We start from the raw sequence: 16974 nt of genomic DNA on the forward strand, positions 1-16974 counted from the left end.
GACCGCTTACACCGCCGCCGCGGCTGGCGCCGCTGCTACTGGGGATCGCGGTGTGTAGCAGCGGCGCAAGCCGCGTCCGGGGGTGGCGCGGTGGGTTAGGTGAAATGCGTATACTGCTACAGGGAATCGCGTTCGAGGAGGTGGGCGATGCGGCCGACCAGGTCGCCCATGCGGAAGGGTTTGATGACCAGGTCCATGCCCTCGGCGAGGAAGGTCTGCAGGTCCAGGGCGTTTTCGGCGTAGCCGGTCATGAACAGCACGGGCAGCTCGGGGCGCATGTCGCGGGCAGCGTCGGCGAGGACGCGGCCGTTCATTTGCGGCAAGCCCACATCGGTCAGCAGCAGCTGGATCGACGGGTCGGTACGCAGGGCTTCCAAGGCATCCAGCGCGCTGTCCACCTCGGTGCAGCGATAGCCCGCATCGGTCAGCGCCTCGACCACGAACATCCGTACCGACGCCATGTCTTCCACGATCAACAGGTGCTCACCCTTGCCGCGATTCTCCAACTGCACCGGTTCGCTGGGCAGCGGCAGCAGCGCCAGGCCGGCCGGAAGCATCAAGGTGACCTCGGTGCCATGGCCGAGCAGACTGCGAATCCTCACATCACCGCCAGACTGCCGGGCAAAGCCGTAGATCGTCGACAGGCCCAACCCCGTGCCCTTGCCGACCGCCTTGGTGGTGAAAAACGGATCGAAGACCTTGTCGATGATGCTGTGATCGATCCCCGTACCGTCGTCGCGCACCGACAGCACCACGTAGTCGCCGTCGGCCAGGCGCGTGTCGCCTCGCGAATAGGCAGCGAAGGTCGACAGGCGGATATTGCCGCCTTCGGGCAGCGCATCGCGGGCGTTGATCACCAAGTTCAACACGGCGTTTTCGAACTGGATCGGATCGACCATGGCAATCGCCGCGCTGTCGGTCAGGTCCAGGCTCAAGGTGATCCGCTCGCCGATGGTGCGGCGCAGCAGGTCTTCCAATGAATGCACGTGCTGATTGATCGCGATCGGCCGGGTGTCCAGCGGCTGCTGTCGGGCGAAGGCAAGCATGCGGTGGGTGAGGGCGGCGGCGTTGGTGGCCGACTGCAGCGCCGCGTCGGCGTAGCGGGACACGGTCTTGTCGACGCTGGCTGTGGCACCGGCTGGCTCCACACGCTTCTTGATGAGTTCCAGCGCCGTGATGATACCGGTCAGCAGGTTGTTGAAGTCGTGGGCGATGCCACCGGTGAGCTTGCCCAGGGCGTCCATCTTCTGCACCTGCAGCAGCTGGGTTTCGGTGCGTGCCCGCTCCGCCACTTCCTGGGCCAGCAAGGTCTGGGCGTCGGCCAACTGGATCTGTTGTTGACGCTCGCGCTGGCGATGCTCGGTCACGTCCTCGATGAACACCAGGCTGTGCCCAGGGGCGCGGTAGGGCGAAACCTGCCATTCGGTTTCACGCAGCTGTTCGTCGACCTTGAGGGTCAGGTTGCCGCGCCAGCGTTCGCCCTTGCTCAAGCGCACTTGCAGATCGTCCAGCACCGATTCCTGGCCCGCAGCCAATTGCGCCTGCAGGCTGGTCAGGGAGACCGGCGTGGGCAGGAGCTGGGAGAAGGCATGGTTGCACTCGATCACCTGCAACTGCTCGTCGATCACCGCGATGGGGGCAGCGATGTTGGCGAAAATCTCGCGAAAACGTGCCTCGCTTTCGCGCAGCGCGTTTTCCGTATCGCGCACGCGCAACAGCGTGCGCAGCGTCGCCAGCAGCACGTCAGCATCGACCGGATGAATCAGGTAGGCGTCGGCACCGGCTTCCAGCCCGGTGATGATGTCGCCAGTCTGGATCGAGGCCGCCGAGACATGGATGATCGGCAGCAAGGCCGTGGCCGGTTTGGCGCGCAGCAAGCGGACGATGTCGAAACCGCTCATGTCCGGCAGGTTGACGTCCAGGATCAGCGCATCCAGCGGCTCGCTTGCGATGAGCGCCAGGCCATCGCCACCGGTGCCGGCTTCCAGAATGGTGATGTCGTGCTGCTCCAATCGGCGCCGCAAGGCGTAGCGCGTGGCGCTGTTGTCGTCGACGATGAGGACGCGCACTTCAGGTGTCATGGCCAGGCTCCGGCGCGATGGCCAACGGAATGATCACAAAGAATGTCGAACCCACGCCGGGACTGCTCTCAACGCCCACCGTGCCACCCAGCAGCTCGGCAAAGCGCTTGCACAGCGACAGGCCCAGGCCCGTACCGCGCAGGCGCTTCTGCACTGGCGAATCGATCTGGGCGAAGTCCTCGAACAGGGTGCCATGCAGCTCTGCGGGAATGCCGATACCGGTATCGGTCACGGCGAAGCGGACCTGCGACGGTGATTCCAGTTTGGCCGATACCCGCACTTCGCCCGCGAGGGTGAACTTCAGCGAGTTGGAAATGAAGTTGCGCAGGATCTGCGCCAGCTTCTTGTCATCGGTGTACAGCCTTGGCAACCCAGCAGGCTCTTCGAAAATCAGGTCCACAGCGCTGGCGTTGACGATCGGTCGGAACATGCCGCGCAACGCCGAGAACAGATCGAACATGTCGAACCAGGCGGGCGAGATGGTGATCCGCCCGGCCTCGATCTTGGCCAGATCGAGCAGGTCATCGACCATGTCGCTGAGTTCCTGCGCAGCGTTGGTGATGAAACTCACCTGTTTCTGCTGTTCCGGCGCCAAGGGGCCGTCCAGCTCATCGGCAAGCAGACCGGTGATGCTCAGGATCGAACCCAGCGGCGTGCGGAACTCGTGGCTCATGTACGACAGGAAGCGGCTCTTGAGGTCCGAAGCCTGGCGCAGTTCTTCGGCTTGGCCGTCGAGTTCGCCGTACAGCGCCAGCACGCCCTGGTTGGTCTCATCCAGTTCTTCGCGCAGGGCTTGTGCTTCGGCACGCAACTGGGCGATCAGGGCCGCGCTGGCCTGGGCGTCCAGTTCGAGGGGTTCAGACATGGGCGGGCTCCAGAGCGATAACCAATACGGTGATGTCGTCACGACCGCGACAGAAGTCGCGGTACAGCACTGACGCGATTATGGCGGGATGCAGGTGGATCAGGCCGGGGTAGTCCGTCATGTTCCAGCGTGACTGCAGGCCATCGCTGTACAGGATCAGCACCTGCTGGCTGGCGTCATCGAAGGTGAAGGTCTGCGCGCGCCGGAACTGCGCGCCGACGATCCCGGGATGGGAAGCCAGCCCTCGGCTCTTGCCGGGCGCGACCAGCGTAGCGCCGATGTTGCCGATGCCGGCGAAACGCAACTGAGCCGAGTCGTAATCGAACTGGGCCACGGCCGCCGCCCCACCACGGGTGCCGTTCATGGCCTGATGCAACTCATCGAGCACCTGCTCGGGCCGTGCGAACGGCGCCTGTGCGAATGCCTGGCAGCCTGCACGGGCAGCCTTTTCGGCTTCCTCGCCATGCCCCAGGCCATCCACCACCAGTGCGCTGATGCCTTCGCCGGCGAAGGCTACCTGCCAGGCGTCGCCGCAGGCCGGATCATCGTGCAGCGAGCGTTGGGTCACGCCCAGGCGCAGGTCGGCTTGGGTGTCGCGCTTGCGGTACAGCCGTGCCAGCACCACCGAACCGCGCGCGTCGCTGTAGACGTCGAAGACTTCCGATTGCCGCGCCAGAGCACCGAGGCCGATGCCTTGGGTACCGCGCGTGGAGAAGCCGTCGGCCAGGCATTCCTGCAGCTCGAAGCCTGTACCGCGATCCAGCGCCAGCAGTTCCACGCCCGGCGAGGTGGGATGGGGCAGGGCACGCAGGTGCAACTCGCCATGGCCTGCATGCTTGAGGACATTGCTGGCCAGCTCGGTCGCGACCAGCGCCACGCGGCCGCAGTCGGTTTCATCCAGGCCCTGGGCCTGCGCCATCTGCTGCGCGGCGCGGCGGGCTTCGCCGACCTGGCTGGAGTCCTGCAGCGCGATCACCTGAGTGATGGCGCTGCGCAAGGTCAGGTCCATCGGGTAATCGTCACGCGAGTGCCTTGGCCGGGCGCGGTGTCCAGTTCGAATTCTTCCACCAGCCGCCGTGCGCCAGTCAGACCCAGACCCAGGCCATTGCCGGAGGTCCAGCCGTCGGTCAGGGCCAGCTTGAGGTCGGGAATGCCCGGCCCTTCGTCACGGAAGGTCAGGCGCAGGCCTTTGCGTACGCCGTCGTCGAGAATCTGCCAGTCCATGTCGCCACCACCGCCATAGACCACGGTGTTGCGTGCCAGCTCGCTGACCGCGGTCACCAACTTGGTCAGGTCGATCAGACGCATGCCGCAGTCCTGGGCCAGCTTGCGCGCGGTCTGGCGAGCCAGCACCACGTCCTGTTCCAGGCGAACCGGTTGGCTGCCGCTGCTTTCGACGTTCATGAGCCGTTCACTCGGGCCTGCAGCAGGCGCATGCCGCGCTCCACGTTGAGCGCGGTGCTGACGCCGGGCAGGTTCATGCCCAGCTCGACCAGGGTGATGGCCACGGCAGGCTGCATGCCGACCAGGACGGTCTCGGCGTCCATGATCCGCGACAGACCGGAGATGGTGCCGATCATGCGGCCGATGAACGAGTCGACCATGTCCAGCGCCGAGATATCGATCAGCACGCCACGGGCGGACGTCTTGCTGATCTTCTCCGCAAGGTCATCCTGCAAGGTCATTGCCAGCTGATCGTGCATGTCGACCTGGATGGTCACCAGCAGGTACGGCCCCATCTGCAATATAGGGATGCGTTCCATGGCCTCAGACCGCCTTGCTGACGGTCAGATTCAGGCGGCGCAAGGCCAGCGCCAGGGCGTCGGCGAGGTTGGCCTTGGTGACCACACCTTGCAGGTCCAGGCCCAGATGAACGATGGTCTGTGCGATCTGCGGACGCACGCCGCTGATGATGCAATCGGCGCCCATCAGGCGAATGGCAGTAACTGTCTTGAGCAGATGCTGGGCCACCAGGGTGTCCACGGTCGGCACACCGGTGATGTCGATGATGGCGATTTCCGAACCGGTGTCGACGATGCGCTGCAGCAGCGACTCCATCACCACCTGGGTACGTTGCGAATCGAGCGTGCCGATCATCGGCAGCGCCAGTACACCTTCCCACAGCTTCACCACCGGGGTGGAAAGCTCGAGCAGTTCTTCCTGCTGACGCTTGATGACCATCTCGCGCGACTTCTGGAAGGTGCGGATGGTGTGCATGCCCAGGCCGTCCAGCAGGTCGGAGACCAGCAGCACCTGCTCGGCCAGTTCTGTCGGCTGGTTGGCGTACGTCGTTTGCAGCACGGCAAACAGCGGACGCTTGAGAGCAAAGATGAAATGCGCGGTCTGGTGCGAATCGTGGCCCAGCAAGGCCCGGCTGTGGGACAGCTTTTCCAGCACCTGACGCACGTCGGCCCATTGGCTGCCAGCAATGTTGTGGGTCTGGCTGGTTTCCAGGGCAATGATCAACTGGCTCAGCAGTTCGCTGCTCTGTTGTTGAAGGTCGGCTTCCTTGATGTTGCGCGTCGCACCGCTGGCTTCGAGGCCTGCGAGCCATTGCTCGACGATGGCGTTTTGTTGGGATTTGAAAGCGTCAACGGTTTGCGTGTTCAGCGCGGCCATGCAGGAACTCCTGTACAGAGAGGGGGCAAGATAGCGTAATGATGGCGGATTATCTGCTAAACGCCAGACCCCGTCGATGACCATCGCCACGCACCGAAGCGTGTCGCTCTGGCCCGCAACGAACGAGGGGCGCCTAGCTGGCCAGCGAGATGATCACGGGCGCGGGGAGTGGCGGCAGACCATAGGCCGCGCGCGCCGTATCGCAAGCCGGGTTGTGTTCGCCGTGCTCCCATGAAGCCTCGAACTCGCGGCAGGTGCTGGAGCGCTGGGCGTACATCGAACAGCTGACGCCGGGTTTGCCCACTTCACCGACGAGAGCGGTGCAACGCGAAGGCTTGACGTCCGTGCCGAGCATCGCTACTCGGTTGTGGGTGACCTGAATGACGCGCTCGTCGGGCACCGGGCCGCCTGCGGACTGGCATTCGCCCCAATAGAAGGACACACGGAAATGCGCGCAGCAGGCGCCGCACTCAAGGCAGGGATTGACTCTGGACATGTTGGCTCGGGAGGGGAGGCGACAGCGTTATTGGGGACCGCGACCACGCCGCCATTCTAGTGCTGCCGCGGCCTTTGTGAAGGGGGGCCGCGAGGTATATTTCACGGGCGCTGCGCAGCCTGTGAATGCACCAAAGGGACGACGTGTTCGCGCTGTCATCACACAACACCCTGATATATGATCGGTTTTCCATTTGCCGCCACGATTGCCCCTCCATGAGCAACGACACCGTCACCGCCGACATCACTCGCCGCAGGCCAGGCAACCTGGCCCAGAGCCTGGTGGACGATGTCTGCAGGATGATCAGCCAGGGCGTGGTCAAGCCCGGTGACAAGCTGCCCACCGAGCTGGAATTGATGGCGGTGGGTGGGGTCAGTCGGGCCACGGTGCGTGAGGCGCTGTCGCGGCTGCAGGTGTCGGGCATCGTCGAAACCCGCCGCGGGATCGGCACCTTCGTGCTCAACGTGCCGGGCTCGACCGTGTCGCGCCTGGACCCTGCCACCATCGTCACTTTGCAGGACGTCATCGCCATTCTTGATGTGCGCATCAGCTTCGAGATCGAAGCAGCGGGGCTGGCGGCGTTGCGTCGCACCGATGCACAGCTGGCGAGCATCGAAGAAGCAGTCAAGCGTTTCGAGCAGGCCAGCGACACCAGCGGTTCCATCGTCGCCGACTTCCAGTTCCACTTGCAGATCGCGCAAGCGTCCAACAATCGTTACTTCGTCGACATCATCACCCACTTCGGCACCAGCATGTTTCCTCGGGCGCGCCTGGACACGGTGGCCATCGCTCGGCTGGACCGGCAGCAGAAGCACGAGCGACTGGTGCGCGAGCACGCGCATATCTTCGATGCAGTCGCCCGTGGCGACTATGATGCGGCGCGGGCGGCCATGCGCATTCACCTCGCCAACAGCCGGGCGCGGGTGGTCAAGGCTCACGAAGAGGTGTCGATCTGACGGTTTCCGCGCAGTAGTACGATGACTCCCTGCCGACATCGCTACATCTTTGGAAATAATTCATCTTCGAGGTATGGATATCAGTAGCGTTGTACGATAACGTAACTGCAGTACCGGCGCAGACCGGTGTCCCCTAATAATTCCAACGTCCAGGGTGCTGCAACCATGATTATCCGCGCGATGTCCTTCCGCTGTTGTCCGACTTCTTCCGTTTTTCAGACGCCCAGTACAGTCTTTAGCTGACTGCGCAAGATCTGAACCACCCGGCTACCTACCTTCTACCCTCATAAAAATAACTCGTGGGAGTACCTTCGCATGCCAGCGACGAAGAAGACGCACGTGCGCTACATGATCCTGTTTCTGTTGTTCGTGGTGACCACCCTGAACTACGCGGATCGCGCCACCATTTCCATCGCCGGTGCCAGTCTGCAGAAAGACCTGGGCATCGACGCCGTGACCCTCGGCTACATCTTTTCCGCGTTCGGTTGGGCTTACGTCCTGCTGCAGATCCCCGGTGGTTGGCTGCTCGACCGCTTCGGCTCGAAGAAGGTCTATGCCTGGAGCATTTTCACCTGGTCGCTGTTCACCGTGCTGCAGGGTTTCGTCGGCTACCTGCCGATGGCCAACGCGGTGATCGCGCTGTTCATGCTGCGCTTTCTGGTGGGTGCCGCCGAGGCGCCGTCCTTCCCCGGCAACGCGCGCATCGTAGCCGCCTGGTTCCCGACCGCCGAGCGCGGCACGGCATCGGCCATCTTCAACTCGGCGCAGTACTTCGCGACCGTGCTGTTCGCTCCGCTGATGGGCTGGATCGTTCATTCCTGGGGCTGGGAGCATGTCTTCGTGGTCATGGGCGGCCTGGGCATCCTGTTCTCGGCGGTGTGGCTCAAGTACATCCACAACCCCAAGGAACACCCAAGCATCAGCGCCGAAGAGCTGGACTTCATCGAGAAGAACGGCGGGCTGGTCGACATGGACCAGGCCAAGGGCGGCAAGTCCAAACCCAAGTGGAACTACATTCGCCAACTGCTCACCACCCGCATGATGCTGGGCGTGTACCTGGGGCAGTTCTGCATCAACGGCATCACCTACTTCTTCCTGACCTGGTTCCCGGTGTACCTGGTTCAGGAGCGCGGCATGACCATTCTCAAGGCGGGCTTCATCGCCTCGCTGCCGGCCATCTGCGGTTTCATCGGCGGCGTGCTGGGCGGGGTGATCTCCGACAGTCTGCTGCGTCGCGGTCATTCGCTGACCTTCGCGCGCAAGACGCCGATCGTGTGCGGCTTGATGCTGTCGACCACCATGGTCATCTGCAACTATGTGCAGGCCGAATGGATGGTGGTGGCGTTCATGGCCCTGGCGTTCTTCGGCAAGGGCGTGGGCGCGCTGGGCTGGGCCGTGGTGTCCGACACCTCGCCCAAGCAGATCGCCGGGATCAGTGGCGGGCTGTTCAACATGTTCGGCAACGTGGCCTCCATCACCACGCCGATCGTGATCGGCTACATCATCAGCGCCACCGGCTCGTTCAAGTACGCGCTGGTGTATGTCGGCGCCAACGCCCTGGTCGCGGTGTTCAGCTACCTGGTGATCGTCGGCCCGATCAAGCGTGTGGTATTGCGCGAAGAGAACGGCGATCCGATCGTCGACGATGCACCGCAGCTGACCGGCGCGCGCCCCTGAAGCGTCTGCAGCCAACGACAAGACCGCGGCCGGCAGTGCCGGCACGCGGCTCTCGATTCAGCCTGAGTTGATTGGAAGGGCCAAGCCATGCAATTGATCGAACATTCCGATTCTCCCCGCTACGTGCGCCTGCACGCAGACGACAACGTCGTGGTCGTGGTCAACGATCAGGGCGTGGCCGAAGGCAGTCGCTTTCCCGATGGCCTGACCGTCGTCGAAGGTGTGCCGCAAAGCCACAAGGTCGCAACCGTCGACATCGCCGAAGGCGGCACGGTGGTGCGCTACGGGCAGATCATCGGCTACGCGCTGGAACCCATTCGCCAAGGCAGTTGGGTCAAGGAAAGCCAACTGGCGATGCCGTCGGCACCGCCGCTGGACAGCCTGCCGATGTCCAACGCGGTGCCGGCTGCGCTGCCACCGCTCGATGGCTTCACCTTCCAGGGTTATCGCAACGCCGACGGTACCGTCGGTACCCGCAACATTCTCGGGATCACTACCACGGTGCAGTGCGTGACCGGCGTGCTGGACCATGCCGTGAAACGTATCCGTGAAGAGCTGTTGCCCAAGTATCCCCACGTCGATGACGTGGTAGCCCTGACGCACAGCTATGGCTGTGGCGTGGCAATCAATGCACGCGACGCCTACATTCCGATTCGCACCGTACGCAATCTGGCACGCAACCCCAACCTGGGCGGCGAGGCACTGGTGATCGGTCTGGGCTGCGAGAAATTGCAGGCCGGGCAGGTGATGCACGAAGACGATCCCTCGGTGGACCTGAGCGAGCCATGGCTGTACCGCTTGCAGGATTCGGGTCATGGCTTCGGGGAAATGGTCGAGCAGATCATGGCCCTGGCCGAGACCCGCCTGGCCAAGCTCGACCTGCGTCGCCGCGAAACCGTGCCCGCCAGCGAGCTGATTCTGGGCATGCAGTGTGGCGGCAGCGACGCCTTCTCCGGCATCACCGCCAATCCGGCGTTGGGATTCGCCTCGGACCTGTTGATTCGGGCCGGTGCCACGGTGATGTTCTCCGAGGTCACCGAAGTGCGCGATGCCATCTATATGCTGACTTCGCGGGCCGAAACCCACGAAGTGGCGACCGAGCTGGTGCGCGAAATGGACTGGTACGACAACTACCTGGAGCGCGGCGCTGCGGACCGCAGTGCCAATACCACGCCGGGCAACAAGAAAGGCGGGTTGTCGAACATCGTCGAGAAATCTCTGGGCTCGATCGTCAAGTCCGGCAGCAGCGCGATCAACGGCGTGCTCGGCCCGGGCGAGCGGGTCAATCGCAAGGGGCTGATCTATTGCGCAACGCCCGCCAGCGATTTCGTCTGCGGCACCCTGCAACTGGCCGCTGGCATGAACCTGCATGTATTCACCACCGGCCGTGGCACGCCTTACGGCCTGGCGATGACACCCGTGGTCAAGGTCTCCACCCGTACCGAGCTGGCGGAGCGCTGGCCGGACCTGATCGACATCGATGCCGGGCGCATTGCGACCGGGCGGGCCACCATCGAGGAGTTGGGCTGGGAGTTGTTCCATTACTACCTGGCCGTGGCCAGCGGGGAAAAGCAGACCTGGGCCGAGCGCTATCGCCTGCACAACGACATCACCTTATTCAACCCTGCGCCGATCACCTGATCAGGCGCTGCGACGGGCAGCGGGCAATCCGCTGCCAGTCGTCCTGATAAATAAGCGTCAAAAAAGGGAATCAAATCCCTACCTCCAGTGTCGAAGTGCCACTAAACTGTCATTCTCCGTTTCGGTACCTACATTAGAGGTTTTTGCATGAAGCTCAGTCCGTTTGCGGGCAAACCTGCCCCAGCCCAGCTGCTGATCGACATCCCGCGTCTGGTCACGGCTTATTACACCGGCCAACCGGACGCGAGCGAGCCTACCCAGCGTGTGGCGTTCGGCACTTCGGGCCACCGTGGCAGCTCATTCGACTTGAGCTTCAACGAAAATCACGTTCTGGCCATCAGCCAGGCGATCTGCCTCTACCGCAGCAGCAAAGGCATCGACGGCCCGCTGTTCGTCGGCATCGACACCCACGCGCTGTCGACACCTGCCGGCGCCAGCGCGCTGGAAGTGTTCGCCGCCAATGGCGTGCAGGTCATGCTGTCCAAGGACGACGAGCACACGCCGACGCCGGCCGTCTCCCACGCGATCATCTGCTACAACCGCGGGCGCAGCAGCGGCCTGGCGGATGGCGTGGTGATCACGCCGTCGCACAACCCGCCGCAGAGCGGTGGCTTCAAATACAATCCGCCTAATGGCGGGCCTGCCGACGGCGATGTGACCAAGTGGATCGAAGCCAAAGCCAACGAACTGCTTGCTGACGGCCTGCGCGACGTCAAGCGCATGCCCCATGAGCAAGCGCTGAAAGCGGCGACCACCCATCGTCACGACTACATCCATCACTACGTGGCCGATCTGGTCAACGTGATCGACTTCGATGTGATCCGCAAAGCCGGTCTGCGTCTGGGTGTGGATCCGTTGGGCGGGGCAGGCGTGCGCTACTGGTCGGCGATTGCCGAGCACTATCAGCTGGATCTGGAGGTGGTGAACACCGAAGTCGATTCCACGTTCCGTTTCATGTGCGTGGATTGGGATGGGCAGATTCGTATGGATCCGTCATCCAGCCATGCCATGCAGGGGCTGATCGGCCTCAAGGATCGCTTCGATGTGGCGTTCGCCTGCGACCCTGATCACGACCGTCACGGTATCGTGACGCCAACCGGTGGCTTGCTGGCGCCGAACAATTACCTGGCCGTGGCCATCGACTACCTGTTCCAGAACCGTCCGCAATGGCGCAACGACGCGGCCGTGGGCAAGACCGTGGTCAGCAGTGGCCTGATCGACCGTGTCACCGCACGCCTGGGTCGCCGTTTGCATGAAGTCCCGGTGGGCTTCAAGTATTTCGCCGATGGGCTGTTCGATGGTTCGCTGGGTTTCGGTGGAGAGGAGAGCGCCGGCGCGTCGTTCCTGCGCATGGATGGCAGTGTCTGGACCACCGACAAGGACGGTCTGATCCCTGCGTTGCTGGCGGCTGAAATGACCGCTCGTACCGGTCGGGATCCAAGCCAGGCCTATGACGCACTGACGCAAACCCTGGGCGAGCCGTTCTCCACCCGTGTGGAAGCCAAGGCCAATCCGCAGCAGAAGGCGGCCTTGAGCAAATTGTCGCCCGAGCAGGTCAAGTCGACCGAGCTGGCCGGCGAGCCGATCGAACAGATCCTCAGCCATGCGCCTGGTAACGGCCAGGCCATCGGCGGCCTGAAGGTCATCACCGCCAACGGCTGGTTCGCCGCGCGCCCATCGGGCACCGAGGACATCTACAAGATCTACGCCGAAAGCTTCATCGACGAAGCCCACCTGCAGCGTCTGGTGGCCGAAGCGCAGGTGTTGGTGGATTCCGCCATCGGTTGATTTCGTGCGTCCTCCTGGATAAACCGCGTGCGCCGCTGCTACAGAATCACCGCGATCCCTGTAGCAGCGGCGCAAGCCGCGTCCGGCCTCAACGCGGTCCTCCAGATGCACCGCATGCGCCGCCGACGCGGCTCGCGCCGCTGCTACAGAAGCACTGCGTCCGGCCTTGACGTGGTCCTCCAGATAGACCGCATGCGCCGCCGACGCGGCTCGCGCCGCTGCTACAGAAGAACCGCGTCCGGCCTTGACGTGGTCTTCCAGGTGCATCGCGTGCGCCGCCGACACGGGGACCGATGGCAAACACGGCCCCTGTAGCAGCGGCGCAAGCCGCGTCGGCAGGCACCACGGAGCACCAGGCACACCGCCTGACCCGCTCAGCGTCACCGATAAGGATCTTTGGTATATTGCGGCTCTCGCGACATGCCCAGGAGTTTTCGTGTCATCGCAACCCACCGACAAAGACCGTCAGGCTCAGGGCCTGATTGCCCGGGGCTGGCGTTGGCTGCGCTCGCAGCAACGTGATGCCTGGTTCCATACGCCACTGATCGAATCACCTGCGCCCGAACCCTCCCGCGAACCCTCTCCCGCATCAGAGTCGAAGCGGCCCGCCCGTGCGCCAAAGAAGCCCGCCACGCTACCGGCGCCACAGCCTTTGCTGTTCGCCCCCTGGCAACTGGAACTCACCCCAGCCCTGAAGAAGACCATCAAGGCCGACGTCGCTGCGCGGCTTCCCGAACATGCCCAACCCAGCGCTGCGCAGTGGAAGATGATCTTCAGCACCACACCGGCCACTTGCGTGGTCGCTGGCGCCGGCGCGGGCAAGTCCACGTCGCTGGTGCTCAGAGTGCTGGTCCTGCACCACTACCTGGGATTCGAACTCGACAGCCTCAGCGTCGTCACCTTCACCCGGGAATCACGTCGAGACTTTATCAAGAAGTTGTGCGAAGTCTTTGATAAATGGGAGATTTCGTATCTATTCGAGAATCTGCGTGAAGTCGTCAGAACCTACCATTCGCTGGTTCTGCCCATGGTCCATGCGCTTCCTGGCCTGTCCGACGTTCGCGCTTTCGAGAATCTGGGCGCCGCTGGCGCAGGCGCTGAAGAAGCCAACCCCTTCCAGCTGCGTCTCAACGATTCCCAGCGCCAGTTGATGAACGAGTGCTATCGCGATCTGATGACCAGCGATCCTGCATTTGCCAGTCATATCGCCAGCCTGCGCAAAGGCGCAGCCCAGTTGCGCAAGCTCGACCCGCAAGACGCAGATGTACAGAAACGCCTCAAAGCCCTGAGCCTGGCCAGTGCCCGTGATGTGGAGCTGTGCGACTTGATCGAAGATCAATGGCGCAACGCAAACGCCTGGCCTATAAAAGGGATCAAGATCGATCGACAAGCGACTGATATAAAAGGATTTAAATTCCATACCCATGGATACATAGCCAAACTCGACACATGGGTTGTATTGGGTTTCGATGCCAATACCGACCCCCAGTTGACCCGGCCGGGCGCGAAGATACCGGTCTGGGGTGAGTGGGCCGTCAAGCGCACCCTGTTTCAAGCTTTCTGCGATAAACAACTGATTTGGCTGGATAACCCAACCGATGCGAAAAAAGTTCTGAGCGCATTGAACAGCAAGGCGCTGTCTGGTCCCGGTTTCGAGTACCAGCTCCCCGGCGAGCTTTCTCCAGCGCCACTGCTCGATTGTTTCGTGGCCGCCGCAACCTTCATCGAGAATCTCGGGTTGCAGGTAGTCGATGCCATCGACCGAATGACCTGGGACGCCGATGACCCCGAAGCGGCCGTCTTTGCCGCACTGCGTACCTACTGGCCAGCGCTCGAAGCGCACCTGCAGCGGCAGACCCCGCCGATCATGCTGTTCAACCGCATGTTCGCGCTGTTGGGAGAGGGCTCTGGCACCAGGGTCGGCGAGCTACCCGATGAAGCCCTGCGCCCCATGTCCCATCTGCTGGTCGATGAATTCCAGGACATTTCTGCGCAGATCGTCGGCTGGCTTAAGGCAAGCCTTGCCGAAATCCTTCGTCGAGGCTCTTCTCTGGCCGGTGAACGAGCGGCCCAGCACAGCTCGCTGATGTGCGTCGGTGACGACTGGCAATCGATCTACGGCTGGCGAGGCAGCACGCCCAGCTACTTCATGCAGTTCAATCGCACCTTCAGTGCCCACAAGCACACGCGCATCTTGCTGATCGACAACTACCGCAGTCACCAGGTCGTGATCGACGCCGCCGAACATGTCGTCGCATCGGCGCCGGCCATACCGGGCAAGAAAGCCCAGGCGCGCACCACGTTCGCCCGCGAACCGGTGCCCGTCACCGTGCTGACTCGGGACCTTGCAGACCTTGCCCGACGCGCTGCCGAGCATCATGCGGCGGGCGATTCGATTCTGGTGCTGTATCGCCGCAACAGTGATCGCCAGGCACTGGCCGAACATATCCAGGGCCTGTTGCAGCTCGAGCAGGCGCTGCCCGTGGACCAGCGTCGCTTGCGTCAGCTCACTTTCCACAGCGCCAAAGGGCTGCAGGCCGACGCGGTGTTTCTGCTGGGGGACTGCCAGTACGCCAGTCGCTCGCCCTACAAGAACCAGGTGTATGCCTTGGCCGGTCTGGCGCCGCCGGGGCAGGTGGACGGCTACGACAGCGCTCAGCATGAAGAAGCGCTGCGCCTGGCCTACGTCGGGATCACCCGGGCCATCCACAGCTGTTACTGGTACGTGGAAACGGCGACCAGGCCCGGCGCCCGCGCTTCCGACCGCGTCGACGCCAGCCTGCCGTGCTTCAGCGATCTGCGGATCAAGCCCAAGCGCTGAATCAGGCCTGGGACATCTCCCGGACCTTGGCGGTGAGGACGTCGAAGGCGAAAGGCTTGGTGATCATCTGCATGCCGTCATCGAGGAAACCGGCACGCACTTCCGCGTCCTGGGCATAGCCGGTGATGAACAGCACCTTGAGCCCAGGCCGCAGGGTGCGCGCCACTTCGGCCAGTTGCCGGCCATTCATGCCGGGCAGACCGACGTCGCTGATCAGCAGGTCGATGCGCTGCCCGGAAGCCAGAATCGGTTGTGCGGCACTGGCGTCGGCTGCCTCCAGGTAGCCGTACCCCAGCTCGCGCAGCACTTCGCAGACCAAGGTGCGCACCGCATTGTCGTCCTCCACGATCAACACCGTCTCGCCATTGCGCGCCATGGGTGACTCGATCACCGGCACCAGCGCGTGCGGCAGCTGCGAGGCGTAGCAACGCGGCAGATAGAGCTGCACCGTGGTGCCCTGGCCGGGTGTGCTGTCGATGGCCACGTGCCCGCGGGACTGCTTGCTGAAGCCGTAGATCATCGACAGGCCGAGCCCGGTGCCTTGGCCGATGGGTTTGGTGGTGAAAAACGGGTCGAACGCACGGTCGACCACGGCGGGGTCCATGCCCAGCCCGGTATCGCTGACACTGAGCAGGATATAGTCGCCGGGCTCCAGATTCTGCTGGCCAGAGGTGAAGCGTTCGTCGAGATGACGATTGGCCGTTTCCACGATCACCTCGCCAGCCCCCGGCATGGCGTCGCGGGCGTTGATCACCAGGTTGAGCAGGGCGCTTTCCAGCTGATGCGGGTCGGCTTCGGCAATCCACAGTTGAGGGTCTAGGCGCAGGTGCAAGGTGATGCTCTCGTTGAGGCTGCGGTGCAGCAGCTCTTCCATCGAGCGGACCAGCTCGTTGACCTGGACCGGCTTGGAATCCAGAGACTGACGGCGGGAAAACGCCAACAGCCGGTGGGTCAGCGACGCCGCGCGGTTGGCCGAGCTGATCCCCATATCGATGAGTTTGGGCAGGTCGTCGAACTGATCGCGCTTCATGCGTCGACGCATCAGTTCCAGGCTGCCGATGATGCCGGTAAGCATGTTGTTGAAGTCGTGGGCAATGCCCCCGGTCAACTGGCCCACCGCTTCCATCTTCTGCGCCTGGCGCAGGGCTTCTTCGTTGATGCGCACCTGAGCGGTACGTTCTTCGACCTGCTGTTCCAGGTTGCCATTGAGCTCGCGCAACTGCTGTTCGGCAGCCTTCTGCTCGGTGATATCGGTGGTTACCCCGACCAGCGCCTGGATCAGGCCTTTCTCGTCAGGGATCGCCCGGGCGCGCACGTCGACCCAGTGCAGCGAACCGTCGGGCCAGCGATTGCGGAATTGCGCGGCGAAATCGGCACCCAGTTGCAGGCTGTCGATCAGCGCTTCCTGCATCATCGCTTGATCGCTGGGATGAACGCACAACAGCCAATCTGAGTAATCGAAGCGGGCGCCGGCCTCGATGCCGTAGTGGGCGCGGGTCCGGTTCGAGCAATTCAACTGCAGCGGGTGGCAGGTCAGCTCCCAGGCGCCGAGGCGACCGGCGCTCATGGCATGTTGCAAGCGCTGTTCGCTTTCGCTCAGGTCGAGCAGGCGATCCCGGGCTTCGTATTGACGGCGACGGCCACGAATGGCGGTCTTGGCAAGGCTGACCAACGTCATGGGGTGGAACGGGCGCTCCACGAAGGTCACGTTGCCCAGGCGTGCCGCGAGGCGCATGGACTGCGCCTGATCGGCGGCGCGCTGGTGGGTCATCAGCACGATCGGCAGGTCGGACCAGGCCGGTTGCTGACTCAGATACACCAGAAGGGGCTGCATCCGGGCTTCGGACAGCGCTTCGTTGGCGATGAGGCACACGCCCGCGCCCTCGCGTTGCAGGTGTGTGCAAAGCTCGTCGACATCCGGCACCGCAGCTCCCTCGATGCCCGCCTGGCCCAGGATCTGCAAGGCGACCTGGCTATCGCGGCCCAGGGGCGCCAGGACCAGCACCCGCTCCGAGGTGGGTATGGACATC

13 protein-coding genes are annotated in these 16974 nt (G+C 63.3%); 5 read left to right on the forward strand and 8 right to left on the reverse strand.

The genetic code is table 11. The features are described from left to right. Positions 1 to 116 precede the first annotated feature (116 nt). The 7 genes from QMX89_RS04525 to QMX89_RS04555 form a co-directional block, all read right to left on the reverse strand. A complete protein-coding gene (locus tag QMX89_RS04525; RefSeq protein WP_282347181.1) occupies positions 117 to 2081 on the reverse strand; it encodes a response regulator in 1965 nt (654 codons plus the stop codon). Then, positions 2071 to 2946: an ATP-binding protein gene (locus QMX89_RS04530; RefSeq protein ID WP_282347182.1), complete on the reverse strand. Its 876-nt coding sequence runs from the start codon at positions 2944 to 2946 to the stop codon at positions 2071 to 2073. The genes QMX89_RS04525 and QMX89_RS04530 overlap by 11 nt, the downstream gene beginning before the upstream one ends. Beyond that, positions 2939 to 3955, reverse strand: a complete 1017-nt coding sequence (locus tag QMX89_RS04535) for a SpoIIE family protein phosphatase (protein ID WP_282347183.1) — start codon at positions 3953 to 3955, stop codon at positions 2939 to 2941. Before QMX89_RS04535 ends, QMX89_RS04530 begins: the two co-directional genes overlap by 8 nt. Next, positions 3946 to 4350, reverse strand: a complete 405-nt coding sequence (locus tag QMX89_RS04540) for an anti-sigma regulatory factor (RefSeq protein ID WP_049859585.1) — start codon at positions 4348 to 4350, stop codon at positions 3946 to 3948. Before QMX89_RS04540 ends, QMX89_RS04535 begins: the two co-directional genes overlap by 10 nt. Beyond that, on the reverse strand, positions 4347 to 4709 hold the full coding sequence (locus QMX89_RS04545) for an STAS domain-containing protein (RefSeq protein ID WP_090358291.1): 363 nt from the start codon (positions 4707 to 4709) through the stop codon (positions 4347 to 4349). Before QMX89_RS04545 ends, QMX89_RS04540 begins: the two co-directional genes overlap by 4 nt. A gap of 4 nt (positions 4710 to 4713) precedes the next feature. Continuing rightward, complete coding sequence (locus QMX89_RS04550; protein ID WP_049859587.1) at positions 4714 to 5565, reverse strand: STAS domain-containing protein; 852 nt, start codon at positions 5563 to 5565, stop codon at positions 4714 to 4716. A 133-nt stretch (positions 5566 to 5698) separates the two neighbouring features. Continuing rightward, a complete protein-coding gene (locus tag QMX89_RS04555) occupies positions 5699 to 6061 on the reverse strand; it encodes a YkgJ family cysteine cluster protein (protein WP_049859588.1) in 363 nt (120 codons plus the stop codon). Between the two features lie 215 nt (positions 6062 to 6276). On the opposite strand from QMX89_RS04555, the gene QMX89_RS04560 reads away from it, so the two are divergent. The 5 genes from QMX89_RS04560 (at position 6277) to QMX89_RS04580 (ending at position 14944) form a co-directional block, all read left to right on the forward strand. Then, positions 6277 to 7017, forward strand: a complete 741-nt coding sequence (locus QMX89_RS04560) for a FadR/GntR family transcriptional regulator (RefSeq protein WP_282347184.1) — start codon at positions 6277 to 6279, stop codon at positions 7015 to 7017. 315 nt (positions 7018 to 7332) lie between these two features. Beyond that, positions 7333 to 8694 carry an MFS transporter gene (locus QMX89_RS04565; RefSeq protein ID WP_090358282.1) on the forward strand — a complete coding sequence of 454 codons (1362 nt, stop codon included), beginning with the start codon at positions 7333 to 7335 and terminating at the stop codon, positions 8692 to 8694. A gap of 87 nt (positions 8695 to 8781) precedes the next feature. Next, positions 8782 to 10335 (forward strand): galactarate dehydratase, encoded by a 1554-nt coding sequence (gene garD / locus QMX89_RS04570; protein ID WP_282347185.1) that lies wholly within the window; start codon positions 8782 to 8784, stop codon positions 10333 to 10335. Positions 10336 to 10482: 147 nt separating this feature from the next. After that, positions 10483 to 12123, forward strand: a complete 1641-nt coding sequence (gene pgm, locus QMX89_RS04575; RefSeq protein WP_282347186.1) for a phosphoglucomutase (alpha-D-glucose-1,6-bisphosphate-dependent) — start codon at positions 10483 to 10485, stop codon at positions 12121 to 12123. 436 nt (positions 12124 to 12559) lie between these two features. After that, positions 12560 to 14944, forward strand: a complete 2385-nt coding sequence (locus QMX89_RS04580; protein WP_282347187.1) for a UvrD-helicase domain-containing protein — start codon at positions 12560 to 12562, stop codon at positions 14942 to 14944. Position 14945: 1 nt separating this feature from the next. On the opposite strand, the gene QMX89_RS04585 is transcribed toward QMX89_RS04580, so the two are convergent. Further along, entirely contained in the window at positions 14946 to 16973 is a 2028-nt protein-coding gene (locus QMX89_RS04585) for a response regulator (RefSeq protein WP_282347188.1), read from the reverse strand. Between the last annotated feature and the right edge of the window lies 1 nt (position 16974).

The sequence above is a fragment of the Pseudomonas sp. PS01301 genome (assembly GCF_029960215.1).
Lineage (GTDB): Bacteria > Pseudomonadota > Gammaproteobacteria > Pseudomonadales > Pseudomonadaceae > Aquipseudomonas > Aquipseudomonas coleopterorum.